Source organism: Streptomyces sp. NPDC001732, from assembly GCF_053596315.1.
The window spans coordinates 52,005-77,398 of record NZ_JBSFFY010000027.1 but is presented as its reverse complement, the minus strand read 5'-3'; the positions used below and the strand labels follow the sequence as shown (position 1 = coordinate 77,398).

General features: G+C 71.3%; 15 protein-coding genes and 1 pseudogene. 8 read left to right on the top strand and 8 right to left on the bottom strand.

The window, feature by feature from the left end:
- Positions 1–33: 33 nt before the first annotated feature.
- The 6 genes and pseudogenes from ACWCXX_RS24130 to ACWCXX_RS24105 form a co-directional block, all read right to left on the bottom strand.
- On the bottom strand, positions 34–1,128 hold the full coding sequence (locus ACWCXX_RS24130; protein WP_451130478.1) for a baeRF3 domain-containing protein: 1,095 nt from the start codon (positions 1,126–1,128) through the stop codon (positions 34–36).
- A 20-nt stretch (positions 1,129–1,148) separates the two neighbouring features.
- Positions 1,149–1,402: pseudogene (locus tag ACWCXX_RS24125) on the bottom strand (arginine deiminase family protein); the annotation flags it as partial.
- Positions 1,403–1,605: 203 nt separating this feature from the next.
- Complete coding sequence (locus ACWCXX_RS24120) at positions 1,606–2,784, bottom strand: hypothetical protein (protein WP_451130476.1); 1,179 nt, start codon at positions 2,782–2,784, stop codon at positions 1,606–1,608.
- Positions 2,775–4,034, bottom strand: coding sequence for a hypothetical protein (locus tag ACWCXX_RS24115; protein ID WP_451130474.1), 1,260 nt, complete (start codon positions 4,032–4,034; stop codon positions 2,775–2,777). Before ACWCXX_RS24115 ends, ACWCXX_RS24120 begins: the two co-directional genes overlap by 10 nt.
- An 85-nt stretch (positions 4,035–4,119) precedes the next feature.
- Positions 4,120–5,151 carry an SMI1/KNR4 family protein gene (locus tag ACWCXX_RS24110; protein WP_451130472.1) on the bottom strand — a complete coding sequence of 344 codons (1,032 nt, stop codon included), beginning with the start codon at positions 5,149–5,151 and terminating at the stop codon, positions 4,120–4,122.
- A 440-nt stretch (positions 5,152–5,591) separates the two neighbouring features.
- Positions 5,592–7,832, bottom strand: coding sequence for a protein kinase domain-containing protein (locus tag ACWCXX_RS24105; protein WP_451130470.1), 2,241 nt, complete (start codon positions 7,830–7,832; stop codon positions 5,592–5,594).
- Between the two features lie 453 nt (positions 7,833–8,285).
- On the opposite strand from ACWCXX_RS24105, the gene ACWCXX_RS24100 reads away from it, so the two are divergent.
- Positions 8,286–9,395, top strand: coding sequence for an NAD(P)-binding domain-containing protein (locus ACWCXX_RS24100; RefSeq protein ID WP_451130468.1), 1,110 nt, complete (start codon positions 8,286–8,288; stop codon positions 9,393–9,395).
- Positions 9,396–9,794: 399 nt separating this feature from the next.
- Here the strand turns inward: ACWCXX_RS24100 and ACWCXX_RS24095 are convergent, their stop codons facing one another.
- Positions 9,795–11,600 (bottom strand): ABC transporter ATP-binding protein, encoded by a 1,806-nt coding sequence (locus tag ACWCXX_RS24095; protein WP_451130466.1) that lies wholly within the window; start codon positions 11,598–11,600, stop codon positions 9,795–9,797.
- Between the two features lie 144 nt (positions 11,601–11,744).
- Here ACWCXX_RS24095 and ACWCXX_RS24090 point away from each other — a divergent pair, with 144 nt between their 5' ends.
- The 5 genes from ACWCXX_RS24090 (at position 11,745) to ACWCXX_RS24070 (ending at position 20,858) form a co-directional block, all read left to right on the top strand.
- Entirely contained in the window at positions 11,745–12,188 is a 444-nt protein-coding gene (locus ACWCXX_RS24090) for a MarR family winged helix-turn-helix transcriptional regulator (RefSeq protein ID WP_451130464.1), read from the top strand.
- A 77-nt stretch (positions 12,189–12,265) separates the two neighbouring features.
- Positions 12,266–15,217, top strand: a complete 2,952-nt coding sequence (locus tag ACWCXX_RS24085; protein WP_451130462.1) for an FAD-binding and (Fe-S)-binding domain-containing protein — start codon at positions 12,266–12,268, stop codon at positions 15,215–15,217.
- A 380-nt stretch (positions 15,218–15,597) separates the two neighbouring features.
- On the top strand, positions 15,598–17,052 hold the full coding sequence (locus tag ACWCXX_RS24080) for a Gfo/Idh/MocA family protein (RefSeq protein WP_451130460.1): 1,455 nt from the start codon (positions 15,598–15,600) through the stop codon (positions 17,050–17,052).
- Positions 17,053–17,223: 171 nt separating this feature from the next.
- The gene (locus ACWCXX_RS24075) at positions 17,224–19,080 is read left to right on the top strand and encodes an ABC transporter transmembrane domain-containing protein (protein WP_451130458.1); all 1,857 of its coding nucleotides are present in this window, start codon (positions 17,224–17,226) and stop codon (positions 19,078–19,080) included.
- On the top strand, positions 19,077–20,858 hold the full coding sequence (locus ACWCXX_RS24070; RefSeq protein WP_451130456.1) for an ABC transporter ATP-binding protein: 1,782 nt from the start codon (positions 19,077–19,079) through the stop codon (positions 20,856–20,858). The genes ACWCXX_RS24075 and ACWCXX_RS24070 overlap by 4 nt, the downstream gene beginning before the upstream one ends.
- A gap of 168 nt (positions 20,859–21,026) precedes the next feature.
- Here ACWCXX_RS24070 and ACWCXX_RS24065 read toward each other — a convergent pair whose 3' ends face one another.
- Positions 21,027–21,818, bottom strand: a complete 792-nt coding sequence (locus ACWCXX_RS24065) for a metal-dependent hydrolase (protein ID WP_451130454.1) — start codon at positions 21,816–21,818, stop codon at positions 21,027–21,029.
- Between the two features lie 139 nt (positions 21,819–21,957).
- On the opposite strand from ACWCXX_RS24065, the gene ACWCXX_RS24060 reads away from it, so the two are divergent.
- Together ACWCXX_RS24060 and ACWCXX_RS24055 are read left to right on the top strand one after the other, a co-directional pair.
- Entirely contained in the window at positions 21,958–24,471 is a 2,514-nt protein-coding gene (locus tag ACWCXX_RS24060; protein ID WP_451130452.1) for a DEAD/DEAH box helicase, read from the top strand.
- A gap of 49 nt (positions 24,472–24,520) precedes the next feature.
- Entirely contained in the window at positions 24,521–25,393 is an 873-nt protein-coding gene (locus tag ACWCXX_RS24055; protein ID WP_451130450.1) for an acyl-CoA thioesterase, read from the top strand.
- Position 25,394 lies beyond the last annotated feature (1 nt).

Here is a 25,394-nt window from a genome sequence, read left to right as displayed (position 1 = left end):
GCGACGAGGTTGTCCGGGGCGGCGTGGGTGTGCTCAGTAGCGCAGGACCGCGGCGATCCGTCCCTCGTCGGCGAGGGTGTCGGTGGGGACGAACCTGACTTCGGCTCCGGTGTCCAGGGCGCGTTCGACGATCTCGTCGACCATGTCGTCACGGGCGCCCGGTTCGCCGGAGCCGGCCGGTTCCAGATGACCGCCCTCCTCCCGCACGACCGTCCGGTAGTCGTCCTCGACCGCGACCACGCGGGCCCGGCCCTCCTCCACGGCCTGCCACACCTCGTCGATGCCGCCCGCGAACTCCCGTCTGCCGCGCGCAGCGTCCAGTTCCGTGACGACGGCGGAGACGGCGGCCGTCTCCCGGGCGGCCCGCGAGGGTTCGACGGCCTCGTGCACGGCGGTGGCCGGACCGTCGGCCAGCCCGCCGTGCTCCACCGTGACCGTCTCCGGGGCCGGCGGGCCGAGTTCCTCCAGCAGGGCCAGGGCGGCGGCGGAGCCGAGGACGTACAGCGGGCGGGGTTCGGCCGCCAGGACGGCACGCAGCTTCTCGTGCGCCTCGCGCAGGAACTGCCGTGTGGCCTCGTCCCTGAAGGTGCTGGGAAGGTCACCGATGCGTTCCTTCCGCTCGGCGTCCGGGGCCTCCAGGCTGCGGGTCAGCGGAAAGCCGTCACGCTGGGCCTCGACCGCGTGCTCGGGATCGCCGCTCCACAGCGAGACCCGGTCGGCGGCCACGGCCAGCGCCCAGTACGGCCGCTCCGCGGCGGCGGCCGCGACCAGGTTGCGGGTGAGGAAGGTGTCCGCGAGGACCACCCGTTCCGGAACGTCCCTGGGCAGCGACCACACCTGGTGCTCCCCCTCCGCCACGTGAATCACCAGGCCGTCCTCCGCATGCACGAGGTCGACCTCGGCTGCGGCGCGGCCCAGCTGGTCCAGGATGGCGATCCGGCGCTCGCGCGGCACGTCGGGGTCCTGGGTGAGCGCCTTCTCCGCCTCGGTGAGGAGATTGCGCAGCCGCACCCGGTCCTGGGCGTTGTCGGGTTCGCGGCGGTGCGTCGGCATCACGAGCGAGACGGCCGGGTACGGACGGGGCCGACGGAGTTCCGCGAGCACCTCACTGCTGAGCACGGGGTTCATGGAGAAGCCTTCCTGCTGGTTCAGTCGTCGACGGCGTCGCGGGCGACCGGGCAGGCCGTGCAGTGGGCACCTTCCGGACGCGGCCGGGCTCGCCGCCGCCGACGGCGAGGACCTCGACGCCCGCCCGCCGCAGCAGGGGGTTGGCGATGGTCTCGCGGTCGTACGTGACGGCGACGGGTTCGAGGGCGACGGTGTCGTTGCCGCTGTCCCACTGCTGACGTTCGGTGGTACAGACGTTACCTCCCGTCCCCACGGCGTGCAGCTCGGGCGGACCGGGGCGTACGGCGTCCCCTGCTCCCGGCCCGCGACGACATCGGACTTCAACGTCCGGAGCTCCGCGACGGCACCCGGAAAGTGCACGGTGAGGTGCGCGAAGGGGGCGTGGCGTCCCACGGCCGGTCACCGACGATGCGCCGGCAGCCGAGGCCACCCCTCAGGGGCGTGAGTGCGGCGCTCGCGAACTCGGCGCGCAGGTCCTCACCCGGAACGGTCTCGGGGGCTGACCGGTGCCGAGCATCCACGGGCCTTCGCCGAGCGCTCGGCGAAGGTCTTCAGCACGGTACGTTCGTACGCGAGGTCCGCCTCGGCACTCGGGGGCCCGCGGCGCTTCCCCTTCTCGTACTTCTCGTACAGAGGGTGCAGGACAAACAGGGCCCGGCCGTCCGCGCACGTGGCCGTGGTCCAGCTCATGCGGCCGTCCCGGTCCCGGTGGTGCGCGGGTGTGTCGCTGTCCGGCGTGTCCTTTCGGGAATCCTCCTCGTAGCGGTCCCGCTGATCCTCCTCGTAGCCGCGCAACCGCTCCTGCGCATAGGGACCGTAGTCCGCTTCGATTTCGTACCGTGTCGTGCGGTCGGCGTCACCGAGCCGGCACGTCTCGTGCGGTGCCCCTTTGCGAGCGGTCTCGGTGGCGATCGTCACGCCGCGTGCGGCGGGGATGCCGGAGCAGGTTCCGTCGGCCGTGCCGAGCGGCTCGTACTCGTCCTCGTACACCGGCAGGTCGAGGCTGTCGACGGGCTTCCCGAGCCTGGCCCCGCAGTGCCGGCCCTTCGAGACCCTGGCCGCGGTGGAGGTGGCGATCCTGGCGAACTCCGGTCGTACGGCCGGGTCGTCCAGGGACTTGTCGAGGGTGGTCTCGACAGTGACGGACAGGCTGTCGGCGCCGTCGCCCCCGGTGCATCGGAGGACCAGGCTCGTGGTCACCTTCTCGTCCTCGGCTGCCCTGAAGAGGTCCCTCGTTCCGGAGCGGGGCGGGGTCGCGCCGAAGAGTCCCGCCCAGCCGTGGCCGACCGGCACGGCGAGCCCGATCGACGTGCCCCTGTAGTAGAGGTGTTCCAGGTTCCGTCCGACGCGGGTGAGGTCGAGGACACGGATCTCGGCGCTTCCACCGCCCCGGACGCGCACCTCGCAGCCCACCAGGTCCGTACCGCTCGCCTCGGCCTTGTCCCTGTCCCCGACCGCCTCCTCGACCTCGACGTCTCCCGGCCCGAGGACGTCGCGCACCACGTTCCGGTCGAGCAGGCCGTCGCAGGCTCCGTCGAGCGCCGCCTCGTCGCTCCAGCGCTGGAAGTCGCCGTGCACCAGGAGATACCCGGCGACGGCGACGGCCGCCGCGACCACGGCCGCGACCACCCGAAGAACGATCCGCCTCACCGCCATCCCTCCACCTCCGAGAGGATCTCGGTGTCGTGGCACCGCTGCTGTCCGGGCCAGCCGCCGGGGTCGGCGAGATAGCTGTCCATCAGTTTGCGAACGTCCTTGGAGAACTTGGTGCGTTCGGCCTCGCCGAGTACGCGCGAGCTGCTGCTTGAGGTCTCCCTGCGGACGGTGACCCGGTGGTAGGTGGCGCCCGCGGCACACTCCGACCGTGCCCACAGGGCGAGTTCGTGCGGCTTCGACTCGGGGATGGCCCTCGTCCGCTCCCCCTCGCGGAAGCCGAAGCTGTCACCGGTGCGGTCGTACTGACCGTTGGCGGACTCACCGAGCGGCCCGGCCCAGCTCGCCGCCGAGACTTCCACCACCGCCCCGTCGGGCGGTGCCGGGTCGGTGTCCATCGGGTCCTGGCGGTCCAGGACGGTGGCATCGCAGACGCTCAGCAGCCGTGAGTCCTGGAGGTCGCCGACGGCGGTCCACCTGCCGGGGAAGCCCGCGCGCGTGCCGAGCCCGCGGCACTTCCGCACGCCCAGACCCGGCTCGTCGATCCTCTCGACCTCCATGTTGGCCCCGTCGGCGTCCGCGGTGACATGGGCCTCGTAGGTGTCGACGACCCGGGTGGGCATCCTCAGTGGCGGGCCACCGCACTTCTGAGCTGCGGTGATTCCGTTGGCGACCTGGACTGCGGTACGGAAGTCGGCGAGGTACTCGGTCGGCTTGTCCTTGCCGGCCCCGGGCAGATCGACATCGGCCGTCACATACATTCCGGACACCTCACGGACCCGCCCCTCCAGCCCGCCGGGGCACTCGGCGACCACCCAGGTCCGCCCGTCCTCGCCCGTCCTGCCGGTGACTCCGGGCACCTCGTACCCCTCGTCGTCACCGCCGGGCAGGATGTCCTCGGCCCGTACCGTCATCGGCAGCCGGGAGACGAGCGCAACGGCCCGCACCCGCACCGCTCCGTGCCCCGGCCAGGTGAGGGAGCAGTTCACCAGGGAGCGGCTCTCCTCACCGGGATCGAGCACGGTCCCGTACTGACGCACCACACCGGCAACGTCGTCGGGCACGAGACCCCGCAGCTCCTCGTACGGCAGCAGCCCCGCACAAGCACGCTTCAACTGCGCCCGGTTCGCCGCCGCATGCCCACTGCGGTCCGCCCGGTCCACGCCGAGGAAGAACACCGCCCCGACGACCGCCGACACGAGCGGCACCCCCATGAACAGCGGCTTGCGCAACCACGACGGCACCCGGTCCACGGAGCCCCCTCACCGGTGGATCAAAAGCTGGAACCTATCAGAGCCGCAACTCCCCACGAGTGGACGCCTCCAGGGCCGGGCGCGACTATCGGTCGCCCACCACGGCGGCGAGTTCGTCTAGCAGGGTGGTGACGGCGGCCTCGGTCATCCGATAGCCGTCGGCGGTCTCGCCGATGTGCCCCGAGGCGACACGGGAGTTCCACCAGTCCTCGAGGAAGCCGCGGGCGTATCCGCCGGTGCTGAATTCGTAGGGATCGGTCACGAGGCAGAAGACGATCATGAGTTCGTAGTCGGGTGTCGCGTAGGAACGCTCGTCCTGCGGGGACGTCCTCATGTACTGGTCGAAGGATCCGACCCGGTTGAAGCGGGTGAACAACCAGAACAGGTAGTCGTACATCAGCGTGGATCGCGCATCGGCGTGCAGGGAGAAGAACCCCTTGTCGTGCACGATGGCCTCCGCGAGTACCCGCATCCGCCGGTCCGCGTCGGGCAGAACGTCGGCGACCTCGCGGAAGGCGCGCACCAGCACCGGGGAGAAGCCGCCGTCGCGCACCGTGGCCAGGGCGTCGATCCGGTCCTGCTCCGAGGTGTCGTGGACGGACTCGTCGACCAGGCCCCTGACGAAGGCCTCGAAGTTCTCCGCGACCGGGGTGATCGCGAAGTCGCCCTCCTGGTCGACGTGCACCACGGCCGGTTCGCCGTGCCTGCCGCACGCGCGATAGTCGAGGGCGAGCATGTCGTGGCCGCCCGACGGTGTGTCGGCGAAGTAGACACCGATGTCGGGGTACTCCCACATGTCGATCCAGAACCGGCTGCCGAACTCGCCGCCGAGCGACTGCGATCTGGTCCGCCCCACGCCCCTGATGCCGGTGATCGCGATGTGGTCGTCGGCCCAGCAGGTCGGCTCGGTCATGGGAAAGTGGTCCCGGCTCGGAATGCCGCCGTTGTGCGCGGTCATCAGCGCGATGTAGGAGTCGGGCAGCCGGTACCCGCCGAGTTCCTCCTCCACGGACGCGATCAGCTCCCGCGTGGGTGGGGTCCCCTCCACGTACTCCTTCAGCGCGTACGCCGAGTCGTCCCAGAACCCGGCCATGTCGAAGCCCTCGAAATGTCCCACTGTGCCCTCCCTGGCCCGGTCGCCGTGGTGAAGCCGCCGGATTCCGCCGGTGGTCGGGTCCGGATCGGCCGTCTCCCCATGATGACGATCACCACTGACAAACGGGGTGCCGGAGTCTTCCGTCCCGGTCACGAAACCCGCTCGATCGTGGACGTGACCATCTCGCGCGGCGGAAGCCGGGGGTGCGATGCCGACGATGCCGGGCAGTCGTGCCGCTCCGGCGAGCGGCTGGCACAGTCCGGGCGCGCCAGGCCACGGCGGCGGCCCTCGTCTGCTGCCAACCGTCCGTTGCCCCGGCGCTCACCGGGGCCGCACGGGCGATGCAGACGCCGCCCGTCCCCAGAGGGCGACGAGGGGCCGGGCCCGGCGAAGGAGTTGTCGGCATCGACGCGTGCAAGCGGCGTCTGCCCGAGCACGTGGACGGGGAGGCGCCGCCCGGATCAGCCCGACTTCGACGGTTTCTGCGCGTCGAAGGCGAAAAGGGTGTTCTTGGCCGCAGCCACGATCACCACACGTCCCGCAACGGTCACGCGCGGGCTTGCGCCCTGCTCGCCCGTCAGGCCATCGACCTGCGGGTCCGTCGCCCACAGGGTTTTGCCGTCATGGGGCGACAGCGCGACCACCCGGCCGGTGGCCGAGCTGAAGTACAGCGCGCCGGCTGCCGCGGCGGGCCCCGACGCACCCTCCACGCCGGTCTGCCGCGACCACTTCTTCCGGCCGGTCGCGGGGTCGAGCGCCGTGACGAGACCGGCCTGCCCGCTCACGTAGAGGGTGCCGTCCACCATGCCCGGCGTCCCCGCGTATGTCTCGGCCAGTCGGGAGTACGTGACCTTCCGCGTGGCCGGGTCGACCCTCGCCACCCCGTCGTAACCGGTCAGCTCCGGTCCCTCCATGTGCACCTGGAGGAGTACGAGCCTGCCGTCGGCGACGCCCATCGGCACGGCGGGGCCGTCGACCGCGACGGGCCTGTCCAGTGCCCCCGAGGCGCGGTCGATCGCGTACAGGGTGGAGTGGCGCACCTCCACGGCGTCGACCTCCGCGTTCGGTGCGCACATCGCGAAGAGCTGTGGGCCCACCGGGACGGGGGCGCACTGCGTACCCGCGGGGAACGGCGTCGTCCAGGCGACCTCACCGCTGTGTGCGTCCCGGGCCTCGAAGCGGGAGTTGGAGGCGTCGACCGTCACGACGGCGGAGCCGACCACAAGGGCGTCCCGGGTCCGGCCCGTGACGGCCTGCGACTGGGCCCCGGACGGCACGGACCACAGTTCCCGGCCGCTGTTCGCGTCGATGGCCACCACCTCGCTGGGAGGGTCCTGCGGGGCGCCCTCGGCGGCGAAGCGGTAGCCGAGCACCGTGTCGTCGGTGGCGCCCACCAGATGCATGCCCTGGACGGGGACGCCCGGACTCTTCACCGTCCACGCCTGCGAGCCGTCCGTGACCCCGATACGGGTCGCGACAACACTGCCGCCCCCGCAGAACAGTGCGTCGCCGTGCGCGACGCAACGCAGCTCGTCGGGGATCTCCGGGCGCCCGCCCCGTACGGTCGTGCGCCATGGCTCGAAGCCGTCCGGAAGCGTGGCACCCGGCGTCGCGACACTGTCGCCCCTGCCGTCGCTGTTCCCCCCGAAGCCGGCCACCTTCAGCACGGCGACTCCCCCGCCGATCGCCGCCACCGCGACCGCGGCCGCGAGCACGGGCCGCCATCGGCGACCCGGACGAGGGCCGACAGGGGTGCCGGTGCTCCCTTCGCCGGAACCGGCCGGGGCGGTGGTCGGGGCGGTCGGCGCCGGGGTGGCCCGTGCCGCGAAGTCGTGCTCGGTGACCACGTCGCGGGTGCGGCCCGCGTCGGCCCCGCCCGCGTCGGTTCCCCCGAGGTCGGCCGGCAGGTCCCGCAGCAGCACGAGGAGTTCGTCCGCCGAGGGACGCTTCTCGGGCTCCTTGTCCAGACACAATTCGACGACCGCGCGCAGAGCCGTCGGCACGGCGTCCAGTGACGGCTCCTCGTGCAGTACCTGGTATGCCGTCATGTAGGGACTGTCCGCGTCGAAGGGACCGTGGCCCGTCGCCGAGTACACCAGCAGCGTCCCCAGCGAGAAGACGTCGGACCGCGGCCCCACACCACGCGGCGCCTGCAACTGCTCCGGCGACATGAAGGGCGGCGTGCCGATGATCCGCCCGGTCATCGTCAGCGTCTCCTGGTCCGCGGCACGCGAAATACCGAAGTCGATGACGCGCGGGCCCTCGGGCGAGAGCACGACGTTCGAGGGCTTCAGGTCACGGTGGACGACCCCCACCCGGTGGATGTCGCGCAGCGCCTCCGCCAGCCCGATGGCGAGCCTCCTCAGCTCCGCTCCGTTCAACGGGCCGTTCGTGGCGATGTGCTGGGTGAGCGTGTTCCCCTCGATATAGGTCGTCGCCATCCACGGCTGCTCGGCCTCGGGGTCGGCGTCGACCACGGCGGCGGTGAACGCGCCACTCACCCGCCGTGCCGCCGCCACCTCCTGCCGGAAACGGATACGGAACTCGTCGTCCCCCGCGAACTGCTGATGGATCAGCTTGATCGCGACAGGGCGCCCCGAACTCGTGCGGGCCAGAAAGACCGTGCCCATGCCGCCCGAGCCGAGCCGCGCCTCAAGCGGGTAGCCGCCGATCTCGGCTGGATCACCTCCGCGCAGCGACACTCTTCCCGACCTCCCGTCCCCCGTGCACCTCTACCACCACGGGCCTGCGTATCTGTGCTGCACACAAACTAGCCGCAGGACAGTACGGCAGAGCAAAGCGGGTGACGACTGAGCCGTGCCCGTCCCTTCTCGGAACGATCACGGCGAAGGGGTGCCGTACGGCGCACAGATCCGGCCACGACCGGGCCGCCACGCCCACGCCCTTCTCGGCCTCACCGTCGCTGTCGTCGTCCGCGCCCTCGAAAGGCTGTTGCTGCAACGGCGACCGGTCCTCACGGACAGTGAGCCCCACCGCACCGGTCGGCCAGGCCGGGATCGCGCCGTACGGGGCAAGGGTCGGGGCCCGGGAGGCGGGGCAGGGATGGCGCTCCCCCGATCCCCGGCCCCTCCCGAAGCCGCCCCGGGAAGATCCTCGCTCCCGCAACAGTTGGTAGAAGCGTGAACAACTTTGGAGTGGCTGCGGCGCGTGAAGTCGAAGTCGTCGTGATCGGCGCCGGACAGGCGGGCCTGTCCGGCGCCTACCATCTGCGGCGCACCGGCCTGGAACCCGACCGCGACTTCGTCGTGCTCGACCGCGCCCCGCGGACCGGCGGGGCCTGGCAGTTCCGCTGGCCCTCGCTGACCTACGGCAAGGTCCACGGCATGCACGCGCTGCCGGGCATGGAGCTCACCGGGGCCGACGACGACCGCCCCTCCTCCGAGGTCGTCGGCGAGTACTTCGAACGGTACGAGCGCACCTTCGACCTGCGGGTCCACCGCCCCGTCGAGGTGAGCGCGGTGCGCGAGGGCGAGAACGGGCGGCTGCTCGTCGAAACGTCCGAGGGCACGTACGCCACCCGCGCCCTCATCAACGCCACCGGCACCTGGGACCGGCCGTTCTGGCCGCGCTACCCGGGTCAGGAGAGCTTCCGGGGGCGGCAGTTGCACACCGCGAACTATCCGGGCCCGGCCGGGTTCGCCGGACAGCGCGTGGTGGTGGTCGGCGGGGGCGCCTCCGGCACACAGCACCTGATGGAGATCGCCGACGTGGCGGCCGAGACGTACTGGGTGACGCGTCGGCCGCCGGTCTTCCGGGAGGGCCCGTTCGACGCGGACCGGGGCCGGGCCGCGGTGGCGATGGTGGAGGAACGGGTCCGGCGCGGACTTCCGCCGCAGAGCGTGGTGAGTGTGACCGGGCTCCCGCTCACCGACGCCGTCCGGCGCGCCCGCGCCCGGGGAGTGCTCGACCGGCTGCCGATGTTCGACCGGATCACGCCCGACGGGGTGGCCTGGAACGACGGGCGGACGGTCGAGGCGGACGTCATCCTCTGGGCGACCGGCTTCCGGGCCGCCATCGACCACCTCGCGCCGCTGAAGCTGCGCAAGCCGGGCGGCGGCATCCGGGTCGAGGGCACCCAGGCGGTCCGGGACGCACGCATCCACCTCGTCGGCTACGGGCCGTCCGCCAGCACGATCGGCGCCAACCGGGCGGGACGGGCCGCGGTGCACGCGATCACCCGGCTGCTGGACGGGCGGAACGCGACGGTACGGACCGACGAGGAACTCGCCCCCGTCACGGCGTGAAGGGACGAGGCGGGCGCCTGCCCGGACGACACGAGCCCGCCCGACAAACGCGAACAAACGAACAAGGGATCGAGTGTTCGCTGGAACGCGTGATCGCTTCACCATTCGTTGCCCGAGGCACCCGCAACGCAGGATGATTACAGGGCGCAAGCGACGGGCTGCAGACCGCGACTGCGTTGTCCCACATATGCAACACGTACAAGGAGAAACACCGAATGAACGTCATCACCAACCTGCTCGCCGGCATCATCCACTTCGTGGGTTGGCTCGTCTGACCGTCGCTCCGCCCGGCGCCGTCGCTCCCCGTCCCACGGGAGCGGCGGCGTCGCCGCGTTTCCGGACGAGCCGCGATCGGGGCCGGGGGCCGGGCCGATCGGGGGCGGGGCGCACTGCTCCCGATCAGCCCGTGGCGGGGGCGAGTTGGGTGTCCCGGCGGACCAGGGCGGCGTAGCGGCCGTCCCGCCGGAGGAGTTCGTCATGGCTGCCGCGCTCGGCGGTCCGGCCGCCGTCCAGGACGACGATCTGGTCCGCGTCGCGGACGGTGGAGAGCCGGTGCGCGATGGTGATGGTGGTGCGCCCCTCGGAAAGGGCGTCGATCGCTTCCTGCACGGCGAACTCCGTGCGGGTGTCGAGGGCGCTCGTCGCCTCGTCGAGCACCAGGACGGGCGGGTCGCGCAGGATCGTACGGGCGATGGCGAGGCGTTGTTTCTCGCCTCCCGAGAAGCGGTGACCGCGCTCGCCGACGAGGGTGTCGTAGCCGTCGGGGAGCGACGCAATGTGGTCGTGGATCTGCGCGGCACGGGCCGCCGCCTCGATCTCCGCGTCGGTCGCGTCCGGTTTGGCGAAGCGCAGGTTGTCGGCGACCGAGGCGTGGAAGAGGTACGTCTCCTGGGAGACCACGCCCACGGCTCTCGCCAGGCTGTCGAAGTCCAGATCGCGTACGTCGACGCCGTCGAGCGTGACCCGGCCGCCGGTGACGTCGTAGAGCCTGGGCACCAGGTGGCCGAGGGTGGACTTGCCCGATCCGGTCGGCCCGACGACCGCCAGGCTGCTGCCGGCCGGAACGGTGACGTCGATGCCGCTGAGGGTCGGTCCGCTCTTCTCGTCGTAGCTGAAGTCGACGTTCTCGAAGCGGATCTCGCCGCGGATCTTCTCCAGCCGGACGGGATTCCCGGGTTCGGTGATGTCGACGTCGAGGTCCAGGTACTCGAAGATCCGCTGGAAGAGCGCGAGGGAGGTCTGCATCTGCACCCCGGTGGAGAGCAGGCTCACGGCGGGCCGGAAGAGGCCCTGCTGGAGCGAGACGAAGGCGACGATCGTGCCGATGGAGACCACCGGGCCGCCGGACTGCAGGGCGAGACCTGCCGCCCAGTAGATGACGGCGGGCATGGCGGCCATGACGATGCCGATCGTCGACATCCGCCACCGGCCGGCCATGTTGGAGCGGACTTCGAGGTCGACGAGCTTCTCGGACTCCTCGGCGAAGCCCTTGACGAGGGAGTCCGAGCGGCCCATCGTCCGGCCGAGCAGGATGCCGCTGACGGAGAGCGACTCGGTGACCGTTGCCGCCATGACGGCCATCTGTTTCTGGCGCCGGGTGGTGATCTTCTTGCGCTCCCGGCCGACCCGGCGGCTGATCCACACGAAGACCGGCAGCAGGAGCAGCGAGACCAGGGTGAGCCGCCAGTCGAGCGCCAGCATGGCGACGACCGTGGCGACGACGGCGGTGAGGTTGGAGACCAGCGACGTCGCGGTGGAGGTGACGGTCGCCTGCATGCCGCCGATGTCGTTGGCGATGCGGGACTGCACCTCGCCGGTGCGGGTGCGGGTGAAGAAGGCGAGCGGCATCCGCTGCAACTGGGCGTAGACCGCGGTGCGCAGGTCGTGCATGACGCGCTGGCCGACCGTGGTGGAGATCAGGGTCTGCAGGACCCCGAAGACGCTGTTCGTCACGGCGGTGAGAATCATGCCGAGGGCGAGCAGCGACAGCAGCCCCGTACGCCCCTGGGGAATGGCCGTGTCCAGGATCTCGCGCAGCAGGAACGGCGAGGCGACCGACACCAGCGACGAGGCGCCGACGAGCAGCCCGACCAGCGCGAGCCGGCCGCGGTAGGGGCGGAAGAGGCGCAGGATGCGCCGCACCTCGGCGGGCGGGCGCTCCTCACCCCGCGGCGGGGGCGTCCAGTTGATTTCGTCGGGCTTCATGGGCTCCTTCGTCGGGCGTGCGAGAACCGGCGGCCGGGCGGCAGCGGCGGCTCGACCCCGAGGGATCGACCGGTCAGGACTTTTGGGAGCATAGCTCATTGTTACCTATACCCACAATGCACAAGGTCCTGATATTGTTCCCCCATGGACTCCTCCGACGCCGACGGCGTTCTCGCCGAGCAGTTGCTGCGGGTCACCCGCAGGCTCCAGCGGATCCAGAGCCGCCAGCTGGAGCCGATCGGCATCACCCCCGCACAGTTCCGCCTGCTCCGCACCGTCGCGCATTACGACGGCCCGCCCCGGATGGCGGATCTCGCCCAGCGCCTGGACGTGGTCCCGCGCGCCGTGACGAGCCTGGTCGACGGCCTGGAGGCGAGCGGCCGGGTGCGCCGCGCCCCCGATCCGGACAACCGCCGGGTGGTCCGGATCGAGATGACCGAGGAGGGCCGTGCCACCCTCCGATCGCTGCGCGACGCGCGCCGGGCCGCCGCGGAGGAGATCCTGGCTCCATTGACCGCCGAACAGCGCGAGGTGCTCGGCGGACTGCTGACCGCCCTGGTCAACGGAATGCCGGAGCGCCGCTGTTAGACGCGCGACCGCGCTCCGCCCGTCGGGCGCGGTCGTGTCCGCCGCCGTACCGACCGAACCGCCGAGGAGAACCCGACATGCCACTGCTGGAGCCGAAGCCGGAAGCACTCCGCCCCGAGGTGCCGCGCACGCCCTCCGTGGACAGGGTCCCCGCCCGCCAGGCTCCGGGCACCCCCGATGCGCTGCGCGACGAGCTGGTCGCCCTGCTCGGGCCGGAGAAAGTGCTGTGGAAGGTCTCCGACCTGGTGAAGTACGCCTCCGACGCCAGTCCCTACCGGTTCGTCCCCCAGGTCGTCGTGGTCCCGGAGGACATCGACGACGTCTCCGCGATCCTGTCGTACGCGCACGGCAGGGGCCGGGAGGTCGTCTTCCGGGCCGCAGGCACCAGTCTGAACGGGCAGGCCCAGGGCGAGGACATCCTCGTCGACGTGCGCCACCACTGGGCGGGCATCGAGGTCCTGGACGACGGCGCGCGGGCCCGCATCCGCCCGGGGACGACGGTCGTGCGGGCCAACACCACCCTCGCCCGGTACGGCCGGCTGCTGGGCCCCGACCCGGCCAGCGCCATCGCCTGCACGATCGGCGGAGTCGTCGCCAACAACGCCTCCGGGATGACCGCGGGCACGACCCGCAATTCCTACCGCACGGTTTCCTCCCTCACCTTCGTGCTGCCGAGCGGCACCGTCGTCGACACCGGCGACCCGGCGGCGGACGAGGACCTGGCCCGCGCCGAACCGCGGCTGTGCGAGGCACTGATGGCGCTGAAGGCGGAAATCGAGGCGGACGCCGGGCTCACCGCCAGGATCCGCGCCAAGTACGAGATCAAGAACACCAACGGCTACCGGCTGGACGCCTTCCTGGACGGCGCCACGCCCGTGCAGATCCTGCGCGGTCTGATGGTCGGCTCCGAGGGCACCTTCGGCTTCATCTCCGAAGTCGTCTTCGACACCCTGCCGCTCGACCGCCGCGTCTCGACGGCCCTGCTGTTCTTCCCGTCCCTGACGGCCGCCGCGGCGGCCGTGCCCCGTTTCAACGAGGCGGGGGCGATCGCCGTCGAGCTGATGGACGGCAACACGCTGCGCGCGTCGGTGAGCGTTCGGGGCGTGCCCGCGGACTGGGCCGGGCTGCCCAAGGAGACCGCGGCGCTGCTGGTGGAGTTCCGGGCCCCGGACGAGGCGGGCCAGGAGGCGTACGAGCGGGCGGCGGCCGCCGCCGTCGAGGAGCTCGACCTGGTCGCCCCGGTGCCTTCGGTGACCAACGCCTTCACCCGTGAGGCCGGGATCATCGCGGGCTACTGGAAGGCCCGCAAGGCGTTCGTCACCGCGGTCGGCGGCTCCCGTCCCTCGGGCACGACGCTGATCACGGAGGACTTCGCGGTGCCGCCCGCCAGGCTGGCCGACGCCTGCGAGGCCCTGCTCGCGCTCCAGGAGGAACACGGCTTCGACGCCGCCGTGGCGGGCCACGCGGCACACGGCAATCTGCACTTCCTGCTCGCCTTCGACGCGGCGAAGGCGTCCGACGTCGACCGCTACGCCGCGTTCATGGACGACTTCTGCCGACTGACGGTGGAGCGCTTCGACGGCTCCTTGAAGGCCGAGCACGCCACCGGCCGCAACATCGCCCCGTTCCTGGAGCTGGAGTGGGGTCCGAAGGCGACCGAACTGATGTGGCGCACCAAACGGATCATCGACCCCGACGGGGTCCTGGCCCCCCGCATCGTCCTCGACCGCGACCCCAGGGCCCATCTGCGCGGGCTGAAGACCATCCCCGAGGTCGAGCCGGTCGCCGACCCCTGCATCGAGTGCGGTTTCTGCGAACCCACCTGCCCCAGCCATGATCTGACGACCTCGCCGCGCCAGCGGATCGTGCTGCGCCGGGAGATGATGCGGCAGCCGGACGGCTCCCCCGTCCAGACGCAGCTGCTCGACTCGTACGGCTACGACGCCGTCGACACCTGCGCGGGCGACTCGACCTGCAAGCTCGCCTGTCCGGTCGGCATCGACACCGGCGCCATGATGAAGGACTTCCGCCACCGGCGGCACTCGCCCCGGGAGGAGCGGATCGCGGCGCTCACCGCGAAGAACTTCAAGGCGGTGGAGGCCGCGGCCCGGCTCGCGGTCGCCGCGGCCGGCCGGATCGGCGACCGCATCGGCGACGGGCCGCTGGAGACCATCACCGGGCTCGCCCGCAAGGCCGTTCGCCCCGATCTGGTGCCCGAGTGGCTGCCCGAGATCCCCGGTGCAGCCGCCCGGCAGCTGCCCCGTACCTCCCGCACCGGGGCGAGCGCCGTCTACTACCCGGCGTGTGTGAACCGCATCTTCGGCGGCCCCGAGGGGCATCGCGGCCCGTCGCTGCCGGAGGCGGTCGTCGCGGTCTCCGCCCGTGCCGGAAAGCCGGTGTGGATCCCGGACGACGTCGCGGGGACCTGCTGCGCGACGATCTGGCACTCCAAGGGGTACGACGACGGCAACACCGTGATGGCCAACCGCATCGTGGAGGCCGCCTGGGGCTGGACAGCGGGCGGAAAGCTGCCGCTGGTCGTGGACGCCTCCTCCTGCACACTGGGCATCGCCCACGAGGTGGTGCCGTATCTCACCGATGACAACCGCGAGTTGCACCGGGAGCTGACCATTGTCGACTCCCTCGTCTGGGCGGCCGACGAACTGCTTCCGGAGCTGACCGTGCTGCGGAAGACCGGCTCGGCGGTGCTGCATCCGACGTGCTCCATGCAGCACCTGGGCGATGTGGAGCAGCTGCGCGCGGTCGCCGAGGCGTGCGCGGAGGAGGTCGTGATCCCCGACGACGCCGGGTGCTGCGCCTTCGCGGGCGACCGCGGCATGCTGCACAAGGAGTTGACGGAGTCCGCCACGGCGAAGGAGGCCGCCGAGGTGAAGGGTCGGGAGTACGACGCCCATCTCTCGGCCAACCGGATGTGCGAGATCGGGATGGACCGGGCCACGGGCCGTTCGTACTACTCGGTGCTGATGGAGCTGGAGCGGGCGACGCGGCCGGAACCGGCCGGGCGGTGACTTCCGGAATCCTCCGGCAGCGGTAGACGCCGCACCTGCCGGGCGGGCCCGCGCTTCGGGCCCGCCCGGCTTTCCGTATGTCCGTGAAAACGCGTGTGCACGAAGAACCGCATGCGTGAAGAACCACGTGCACGAAGGACCGCGTACGTGAAGGACCGCATGCGTGAAGAACCGTGTGCGTGAAAGCTCCCGCCCATGAAAGTTCACGCGCGCACGAAAGTTCGCACGTGCACGGAAAGCCCTTTCCGCGCGCACAAAAGTCCATGGTTTCAAAACGGGAGTCCAATCGCTCCCCTTGCGCACCAGCAGTGCCAACTACCAAGGTCCTTACCGAGGTTCATTCAGAAGCCGCGCACGTCAGACCCCCTTCCGGAGGATCGATGAACGACGCAGCACAGCAGGACGACGGCACGCAGGGCGGCGACGAGGGCTCGATGAGCCGTCGCTCGGTCCTGCGCACGACCGCCGGTGTGGCCGGTGCCGGGATCGGACTCGGCGCTCTCGCCGGAGGCACCGCATCCGCCGCCACCCCTGCCCGGAGCCCCGGAGCCACCACCGCGGAACAGGCGTCCGTCCCCGAGCGCCAGGGGCGGACCATGGCGGGGGTGCCGTTCGACCGGCGCTCCACCGTCCGGGTCGGCATCGTCGGCCTCGGCAACCGCGGTGGCAGCATGATCGACCTCTTCCTCGCCGTCAGCGGCGTGCAGGTCGTCGCCGTCTGCGACCCGGTCAAGGCCAAGGCGCAACGGGCCGCCGCGAAGGTGACCGCGGCGGGCCGACCCGCGCCCGCCGTCTACACCAACGGCGAGGACGACTACGAGAACCTCTGCAAGCGCGGCGACATCGACTTCGTCTATGTCGCGACGCCCTGGGACTTCCACTTCCAGATGGCGAAGACCGCCATGCTGAACGGCAAGCACGTCGGCGTGGAGTGTCCGATCGCGCTCCAGCTCGATCAGCTCTGGGAGCTGGTCGACCTCTCCGAGCGCACCAGGCGCCACTGCATGCAGTTGGAGAACTGCTGCTACGGGCGGAACGAGATGCGGGTGCTGCGCATGGCGCACGCCGGGCTCTTCGGCGACCTCCTGCACGGCGCGGGAGCGTACAACCACGATCTGCGCGGCCTTATGTTCGACCCTGACTACTACGAGGGCCCCTGGCGCAGGCTGTGGCACACCCGGTTGCGCGGCGACCTCTACCCCAACCACGGTTTCGGGCCGGTCGCCAACTACATGGACATCAACCGCGGTGACCGCGCGGTGAGCATCACCAGTGTCGGTTCCCCGGCGCTCGGGCTCGCCGAGTACCGCGAGAAGCACATGCCGGCCGGTGACCCGAGCTGGAAGGAGACCTACATCGAGTCCGACCGGACGATCAGTCTCGTCCAGACCGCCAAGGGACGGGTCATCCGGCTGGAGCACGACGTGTCCACTCCGCACCCCTACTCCCGGATCAACAGCCTCGGCGGGACGAAGGGCGTCTTCGAGGACTACCCCGCGCGCATCTACATCGAGCCCGACCACACCAACGACAGCTGGGGCGACTTCTCCAAGTACCAGGACTGGGACCACTGGCTGTGGAAGGAGCACGCCAACCCGCCCGGTGGTCATGGCGGCATGGACTACATGCTGGTGTTCCGGCTGATGCAGTGCATGCGGCTCGGCCTCGTCCCCGACTTCGACGTGTACGACGCAGCGACGTGGACGGCGCCCGTACCGCTCAGCCATCTGTCCATCAAGGCGAAGGGCGCGCCGCAGCAGATCCCCGACTTCACCCGCGGCGAGTGGAAGAAAGCCCGCTCCGGAATGGACTCGGAGGATCCAGAAAAGGCCTGACGCCCCAGGTCGGGGCCGTGGGTCCGGTGCTGCTCGACCGAGCCGTTCCGGACACCGCGGCCCCGTCCGGAACGTCCAGAAAATCAATTGCTCCGACTGAGGTTCCGGGGCGAACCTGGGTCGGTTCGCGGCATTCGCTGCACGAACCGGCACATCGAACCATGGGACGTCATGCAGATTCGCGATCTTCCGTACTCGGATCCCGGCGACCCCGATATCCGGTCGGGCCCCCGCTTTCTGCTCTGGCTCGGCCGCAGTCAGCTCCGCGGGCAGCTCGCGTCGATGGCCTGGGGGCTGCTGCACCAGTGTTCGCTGGCCGGTCTCCCCCTCGCCGCCGGTTTCGCCGTGCAGGCCGTCGTGGACCGGTCCGGCAGCCGGCTGGCGTGGGCGGGTGGTCTGCTCCTGGTCCTGGGCGTACTGATCGCCCTGGGCGACACCATGCTCCACCGCACCGCGGTCACCAACTGGATCACCGCCGCGGCACGCGTCCAGCAGCTGCTGGCGCGCAAAACCGCGGAGCTCGGCTCCGCGCTGACCCGCCGGGTCGCCGCCGGCGAGGTCGTCGCCGTGTCCACCGGCGACGTCGAGAAGATCGGCTGGTTCGTCGAGGCGCTCTCCCGCTTCGCCTCGGCCGCCGCCGCACTCGTGCTGATCTGTGCGGGGCTCCTGCTCTATCTGCCGTCGCTGGGCCTTCTGGTGACCCTCTCCGTGCCCCTGCTGGCCCTGGCGGTGCTGCCCCTGCTCCCCCGGGCCACCCGGCGCGCCGACCTCCAGCGGGAGAAGGCGGGCCGGGCGACCGAGCTGGCCTCGGACACCGTCGCCGGGCTGCGGGTGCTGCGCGGCATCGGCGGCGAGGAGCTGTTCCTCGGCCGCTACCGGCGCGCCTCGCAGGAGGTCCGCGAGGCCGCGGTGCACAGCGCGCGGATGTGGTCGCTGATCTCGGCGATCCAGGTGCTGCTGCCCGGCGTGCTGCTCATCTCGCTGGTCGTGTACGGGGCGGCGCTGGCCCGGGACGGCCGGATCGAGGTCGGTCAGCTGGTCACGGTGTACAGCGCGGCAACGCTGCTGCTGTTCCCGCTGCGCCACTTCGAGGAGATCGCGATGGCGTACTCCTTCTCCCGGCTCTCCGCCGGGCGCGCGGTCCGCGTCCTGTCGCTGAGCCGCGCGGACCGGCCCGCGAGCCTCGAGACCGCCCCGGGCGGCGACCTGTACGACCCGGTCACCGGTCTGATGGCCCCGGCGGGTCTGTTCACCGCGGTGGTCTGCGGCGATCCGGACGAAGCGGGGCGGCTGGCCGAGCGCCTGGGCGGGCACGCCCAAGCGGACCCGGAGTCCGGCCCGGACACGGCCGGGGACGCTGCCGGGCGCACGGCGAAGGACGGAGCCACGGTCCCGTCCGTCCTGCTCGGCGGCGTACCGCTGGACGAGCTTTCGCGGGTCACCGCCCGGACCGCCGTGCTCGTCCAGGACAAGGACCCGGTGCTGCTCTCCGGCACGCTGGGCGAGCTGCTGGACGTGCCGTCGTCCGGCTCGGTGACCGCCGAGGAGGCGCTGTCCGCCGCCCAGTGCGGTGATGTGCTGGACTCGCTGGCGCAGGCGTCCGCCGCCGCGGACGGCGACCCCATGGCGACGCGCATCACCGAGCGCGGCCGTTCGCTCTCGGGCGGCCAACGCCAGCGGCTGGCCCTGGCCCGCTCGCTGGTGACCGACCCGGAGGTGCTGGTCCTCGACGAGCCGACCTCGGCCGTCGACTCGCACACGGAGTCCCGGGTGGCCGCCGGGATCAAGTCGCTGCGCCGGGGCCGCACCACCGTGGTGTTCGCTTCGTCGCCGCTGCTGCTCGACCTTGCCGACCGAGTGGTGCTGGCGCACCGGGGCACGGTCGTCGCGGTCGGTTCGCACCGTGAGCTGCTGCGCACGGAGCCCCGCTACCGGGCGGTCGTGACCCGCGGGACGGACGACGAGATCGCCGCCCCGGAGGCCGGAGACGTGTTCAGGATGATCGAGGAAGTCGAGGAACGGGCATGATCGGCGTCGCGGAACCGGCGTACGACCCGGCCGCGCCGGAGTCGGCGACGACCCTGCCGGTGGGCACCCCCGCCACCGTGCGGAGCTATGTGCGGGAGCTGTTGCGGCGCCACCGCCGGCCGTTCGCCGTGCTGGTCTCGTTCAACGCCGTCGCGGTGATCGCCTCGATCGTCGGCCCGTATCTGCTGGGCGGGCTGGTGGAGGACCTCTCCGACGGGGTCCGGGACCTGCATCTGGAGCGCACGGCCGCCGTGTTCGCGCTCGCGCTGGTGGTGCAGACCGTGTTCACCCGGGTGGTGCGGCTGCGCAGCGCGATGCTCGGTGAGGAGATGCTGGCCGATCTGCGCGAGGACTTCCTCGTACGGTCGGTGGGGCTGCCGCCGGGCGTGCTGGAGCGGGCCGGGACGGGTGATCTGCTCTCCAGGATCACCACGGACATCGACCGGCTGGCCGGCGCGATGCGCGAGGCGGTGCCGCAGCTGGCGATCGGTGTGGTGTGGGCGGGGCTGCTGCTGGGCGCGCTCACCGTGACGGCCCCGCCGCTGGCGCTCTCGGTGCTGATCGCCCTGCCGGTCCTGATCGTCGGCTGCCGCTGGTACTTCAGACGGGCCCCGTCCGCGTACCGTTCGGAGGCCGCCGGTTACGCGGCGGTCGCGGCGGCGCTCGCGGAGACCGTGGACGCCGGGCGGACCGTGGAGGCGCATCGGCTGGGCGCGCGCCGGGTGGAGCTGTCGGACCGGCGGATCAAGGAGTGGACGGCGTGGGAGCGGTACACGCTCTTCCTGCGTTCCGTGCTCTTCCCCGTCGTCAACGCCACCTATGTGACGATCCTGGGCGCGGTGCTGATGCTCGGCGGCTGGTTCGTCATCGAGGGCCTGCTGACCGTGGGGCAGCTGACGACGGGCGCGCTGCTGGCGCAGATGATGGTCGATCCGATCGGCCTGATCCTGCGCTGGTACGACGAGTTGCAGGTCGCCCAGGTGTCGCTGGCCCGGCTGGTCGGTGTGCGGGACATCGAGCCGGACGCCGGGGACGTGGAGGCGGTCCCGGACGGCCGGGACGTACGGGCCGACGAGGTGCGCTTCGGCTACCGTGCCGGGCTGGACGTCCTGCACCGGGTGTCGTTGGACGTGGCGCCGGGCACCCGTCTGGCGCTGGTCGGTCCGTCGGGGGCCGGCAAGTCCACGCTGGGCCGGTTGCTGGCCGGGATCTACGCGCCGCGCGCGGGTGAAGTGACGCTCGGTGGTGCGGAGTTGTCGCGGATGAAGGCGGAGCAGGTGCGTACGCACGTGGCGCTGGTCAACCAGGAGCACCATGTGTTCGTCGGTTCGCTGCGGGACAACCTCCTGCTGGCCCGTACGGGTGCCGAGGACGCCGAGCTGTGGGCGTCGCTCGCGGCGGTCGGCGCGGACGGCTGGGCGCAGGCGCTGGAGGACGGGCTGGACACCGAGGTCGGTTCCGGCGGTCTGGCGCTGACTCCGGCCCAGGCCCAGCAGATCGCCCTGGCCCGACTGGTCCTGGCCGATCCGCACACGCTGGTGCTGGACGAGGCGACGTCGCTGCTGGACCCGCGGGCCGCCCGGCATCTGGAGCGCTCGCTGGCCCGGGTGCTGGAGGGGCGTACGGTCGTGGCGATCGCCCACCGGCTGCACACCGCGCACGACGCGGATGTGATCGCGGTGGTGGAGAGCGGCCGGATCAGCGAACTGGGCAGCCACGACGAGCTGGTGGCGGCGGACGGCGCGTACGCGGCGCTGTGGCGGTCCTGGCACGGCTGAGGGGCCCGGTCGGCCGGGGCGTCTCCCCGGCCGGCCCGGCACGGCCGAGGGCCAATCGGCCGGGGCCGGAAAGCGTGCGGCCCCGCCGTCCGCCCCCTCGTGGGGCGCCCGGCGGGGCCTGTGGAGCGATCGGGGCCGGGGCACTGTGCGCTGCCCCGGCCCCGGTGGTCAGATGATGTTCAGCGCCACCGCCCCGCCCACTCCCCCGAGCACCATGAAGGCCGGCATCAGCACCTTCAGCTCCACCCAGCTGCCGGCCCGGAACCGCATGGCCTTCGGCGGGCCGACCGGGTACCAGCGCTTGCGGCCGATCGGGATGGGCCACAGGATCGGGCAGCCCGAGACGGTCAGCGCGTCACCGATGTCGTGGACGAGGGCGCCGAGCACGATCGGCAGCCCGAGCCACAGGTACTCCTGGCCGGGAGCGGTGAACAGCCAGTCCGAGCCGTTGCCCGGCTCGTCCAGGACGCCCGCCAGTATCCAGGCGCTGGTGGCGCCGAGCAGCCAGACCAGGACGTCGCTGGACATCCGGGCGGCCCGCCACAGCAGTCCTTCGACCGCCAGGACCAGGTGCACGAAGAGGATCGCCAGGACCGCCCACCGGCCGCCGGTGACCGCGGCGGCGGAGGCCCCGGCGCCGATCAGGACGGCCCACGCCCAGGTGTGCGTCAGGGTCCGGTGGCCGCCGTTGCGGTGCGAGTCGCCGCGCATCTTGGTCGCCTTGTAAACGGCGTGCGAGAGCTTGTCGACGATCTCGCAGAGCCCTCGCGAGACCGGTCCGAAGGCGCGCGAGATGGTCGCGGACTTGTGGTCGAGGTCCGGTGCGAGTGCCGCTCCGGCGGTGATGAGCGCGCCCACGACGAGGACGGGCCACGGCATCGTGTGCCCCGTGGCGGCGGCCGCGGCACCCACCCCCAGCCAGGCCGCCGCCCCTGACAGCGAGTGTGCCGGTCCCATCATGGTGCTTCCCGCCCCCAAAGTCGTTCTGCCGTCGTCCGCCGTTGTGGCACGGCCGAGTTGAGTGGGCAGCGTATCGCCCATGATCTTCATACGGTCGTCCGGTTCCCTCATCCGGGCGGAAGGCAGGCAAGATGGGGGCGTGACCCTTATCGATCAGCTGCCCCCGACCGACGACCCCGACGCCCTCTTCGAGGCTTTCTCGTCATGGACCGAGAGCCGGGGCATCACCCTCTATCCGGCCCAGGAGGAGGCGCTGATCGAGGTGGTCTCCGGTGCGAACGTGATCCTGTCCACCCCGACCGGTTCCGGGAAGAGCCTGGTCGCGGCGGGGGCGCACTTCACCGCGCTGGCCCAGGACAAGGTCACCTTCTACACCGCGCCGATCAAGGCACTGGTCTCGGAGAAGTTCTTCGACCTGTGCAAGCTGTTCGGCACGGAGAACGTCGGGATGCTCACCGGCGACGCCTCGGTCAACGCCGACGCCCCGGTGATCTGCTGCACGGCCGAGGTGCTGGCCTCCATCGCGCTGCGCGACGGCAAGTACGCCGACATCGGCCAGGTCGTGATGGACGAGTTCCACTTCTACGCCGAACCGGACCGCGGCTGGGCCTGGCAGATCCCGCTGCTGGAGCTTCCGCAGGCCCAGTTCGTCCTGATGTCGGCCACGCTCGGCGACGTCCGGATGTTCGAGGAGGACCTGACCCGCCGCACCGGCCGTCCCACCTCCGTGATCCGCTCGGCGACCCGGCCGGTGCCGCTCAGCTACGAGTACCGGCTGACCCCGATCACCGAGACCCTCACCGAGCTCCTGGACACCCGGCAGTCGCCGGTCTACATCGTGCACTTCACCCAGGCCGCGGCCGTCGAGCGGGCGCAGTCGCTGATGAGCATCAACATGTGCACCAAGGAGGAGAAGGAGAAGATCGCCGACCTGATCGGCAACTTCCGCTTCACCACCAAGTTCGGCCGGAACCTCTCCCGCTATGTGCGGCACGGCATCGGGGTGCACCACGCGGGCATGCTGCCGAAGTACCGGCGCCTGGTGGAGAAGCTCGCCCAGGCGGGTCTGCTGAAGGTGATCTGCGGTACGGACACGCTCGGTGTCGGCGTCAACGTCCCCATCCGCACGGTGCTGTTCACGGCGCTCACCAAGTACGACGGGACCCGGGTGCGGACGCTGCGCGCCCGTGAGTTCCACCAGATCGCGGGCCGGGCGGGCCGGGCCGGTTTCGACACGGCGGGTTTCGTGGTGGCCCAGGCGCCCGAGCACGTCATCGAGAACGAGAAGGCCGTCAAGAAGGCGGGCGACGACCCGAAGAAGAAGCGCAAGGTGGTCCGCAAGAAGGCCCCCGAGGGCTTCGTCGCCTGGTCGGAGACCACCTTCGACAAGCTGATCCAGTCCGATCCGGAGCCGCTGACCTCCCGTTTCCGGGTCACGCACACGATGCTGCTGTCCGTGATCGCGCGCCCCGGCAACGCCTTCGAGGCGATGCGGCGCCTGCTGGAGGACAACCACGAGCCGCGCCGGGCGCAGCTGCGGCACATCCGCCGGGCCATCGCGATCTACCGCTCGCTGCTGGACGGCGGTGTGGTGGAGCAGCTCGCCGAGCCGGACGCGGAGGGCCGCATCGTCCGGCTCACCGTCGACCTCCAGCAGGACTTCGCGCTCAACCAGCCGCTGTCCACCTTCGCGCTGGCCGCGTTCGACCTGCTGGACCCGGACTCCCCCTCGTACGCGCTGGACATGGTCTCCGTCGTCGAGTCGACGCTGGACGACCCGCGGCAGATCCTCGCGGCGCAGCAGAACAAGGCGCGCGGCGAGGCGGTCGGGCAGATGAAGGCGGACGGGGTCGAGTACGAGGAGCGGATGGAGCTGCTCCAGGAGGTCACGTACCCGAAGCCGCTGAGCGAGCTGCTGTGGCACGCGTACGACGTGTACCGCCGGAGCCACCCGTGGGTGGGCGACCACCCGGTGTCGCCGAAGTCCGTGATCCGTGACATGTACGAACGCGCCATGACATTCACGGAGTTCACCTCCCACTACGAGCTGGCCCGCACCGAGGGCATCGTGCTGCGCTATCTGGCGAGCGCGTACAAGGCGCTGGAGCACACCATTCCGGACGACCTCAAGTCCGAGGACCTGGAGGATCTGATCGCCTGGCTCGGCGAGATGGTCCGCCAGGTGGACTCCAGTCTGCTGGACGAGTGGGAGCAGCTCGCCAACCCGGAGGTGGAGACCGCCGAGCAGGCGCAGGAGCGGGCGGACGAGGTGAAGCCGGTCACGGCCAACGCCCGCGCCTTCCGGGTGCTGGTGCGCAACGCGATGTTCCGCCGGGTGGAGCTGGCCGCGCTGGACAAGGTCGACGAGCTCGGCGAGCTGGACGGCGACGCGGGCTGGGACGAGGACGCGTGGGGCGAGGCGATGGACGCCTACTGGGACGAGTACGACGAGCTGGGCACCGGTCCGGACGCCCGCGGTCCCAAGCTGCTGAAGATCGACGAGGACGCGGCGCACGGGCTGTGGCGGGTCCGGCAGACCTTCGCCGACCCCAATGGCGACCACGACTGGGGCATCAGCGCGGAGATCGACCTGGCCGCGTCCGACGAGGAGGGCCGGGCCGTGGTCCGCGTTACCTCCGTCGGTCAGCTGTGAGAACGTACGCCGTGGGCACGGCGCTGCTGCGAGAGTGGAGACGAACCGCATGACGAACCCCGCCGAGCGCCTGGTCGACCTGCTGGACCTGGAACGGATCGAGGTCAACATCTTCCGTGGGCGCAGCCCCGAGGAGTCCCTGCAACGGGTCTTCGGCGGGCAGGTCGCCGGGCAGGCACTGGTCGCGGCGGGCCGCACCACCGACGGCGACCGCCCGGTGCACTCGCTGCACGCGTACTTCCTGCGTCCGGGGCGTCCGGGGGTGCCGATCGTGTACCAGGTGGAGCGGGTCCGGGACGGCCGGTCGTTCACCACCCGCCGGGTCACCGCCGTCCAGCAGGGCCGGACGATCTTCAATCTGACGGCGTCCTTCCACCGGCCCGAGGAGGCGGGGTTCGAGCACCAGCTGCCGCCCGCCCGGGAGGTTCCCGGCCCCGAGGAGCTGCCGGGCGTCGCCGACGAGGTGCGTGAACACCTCGGGGCGCTCCCGGAGGCGCTGGAGAGGATGGCGCGCAGACAGCCGTTCGACATCCGGTACGTCGACCGGCTGCGCTGGACGAAGGAGGAGGTCGGGGGCGCGGACCCGCGCAGCGCGGTCTGGATGCGCGCGGTCGGTCCGCTGGGCGACGACCCACTGGTGCACACCTGTGCGCTGACGTACGCGAGCGACATGACGCTGCTGGACGCGGTCCGCATCCCGGTGGAGCCGTTGTGGGGGCCGCGTGGTTTCGACATGGCGTCGCTGGATCATGCCATGTGGTTTCACCGGCCGTTCCGGGCCGACGAGTGGTTCCTGTACGACCAGGAGTCGCCGGTCGCCACGGGCGGGCGGGGGCTCGCGCGCGGCCGGATCTACGACCGTGGCGGGAATCTGCTGGTGTCCGTGGTGCAGGAGGGGCTGTTCCGCCGTCTGGGTGGTTAGC

Bases quoted from the DNA above. Each gene is read 5' to 3' on its own strand.
- ACWCXX_RS24055 (WP_451130450.1), top strand. From the start codon at position 24,521: ATGACGAACCCCGCCGAGCGCCTGGTCGACCTGCTGGACCTGGAACGG.
- ACWCXX_RS24085 (WP_451130462.1), top strand. From the start codon at position 12,266: ATGCCACTGCTGGAGCCGAAGCCGGAAGCACTCCGCCCCGAGGTGCCG.
- ACWCXX_RS24120 (WP_451130476.1), bottom strand. From the start codon at position 2,784: ATGGCGGTGAGGCGGATCGTTCTTCGGGTGGTCGCGGCCGTGGTCGCG.
- ACWCXX_RS24080 (WP_451130460.1), top strand. From the start codon at position 15,598: ATGAACGACGCAGCACAGCAGGACGACGGCACGCAGGGCGGCGACGAG.
- ACWCXX_RS24065 (WP_451130454.1), bottom strand. From the start codon at position 21,818: ATGATGGGACCGGCACACTCGCTGTCAGGGGCGGCGGCCTGGCTGGGG.
- ACWCXX_RS24130 (WP_451130478.1), bottom strand. From the start codon at position 1,128: ATGAACCCCGTGCTCAGCAGTGAGGTGCTCGCGGAACTCCGTCGGCCC.
- ACWCXX_RS24070 (WP_451130456.1), top strand. From the start codon at position 19,077: ATGATCGGCGTCGCGGAACCGGCGTACGACCCGGCCGCGCCGGAGTCG.
- ACWCXX_RS24075 (WP_451130458.1), top strand. From the start codon at position 17,224: ATGCAGATTCGCGATCTTCCGTACTCGGATCCCGGCGACCCCGATATC.
- ACWCXX_RS24090 (WP_451130464.1), top strand. From the start codon at position 11,745: ATGGACTCCTCCGACGCCGACGGCGTTCTCGCCGAGCAGTTGCTGCGG.
- ACWCXX_RS24095 (WP_451130466.1), bottom strand. From the start codon at position 11,600: ATGAAGCCCGACGAAATCAACTGGACGCCCCCGCCGCGGGGTGAGGAG.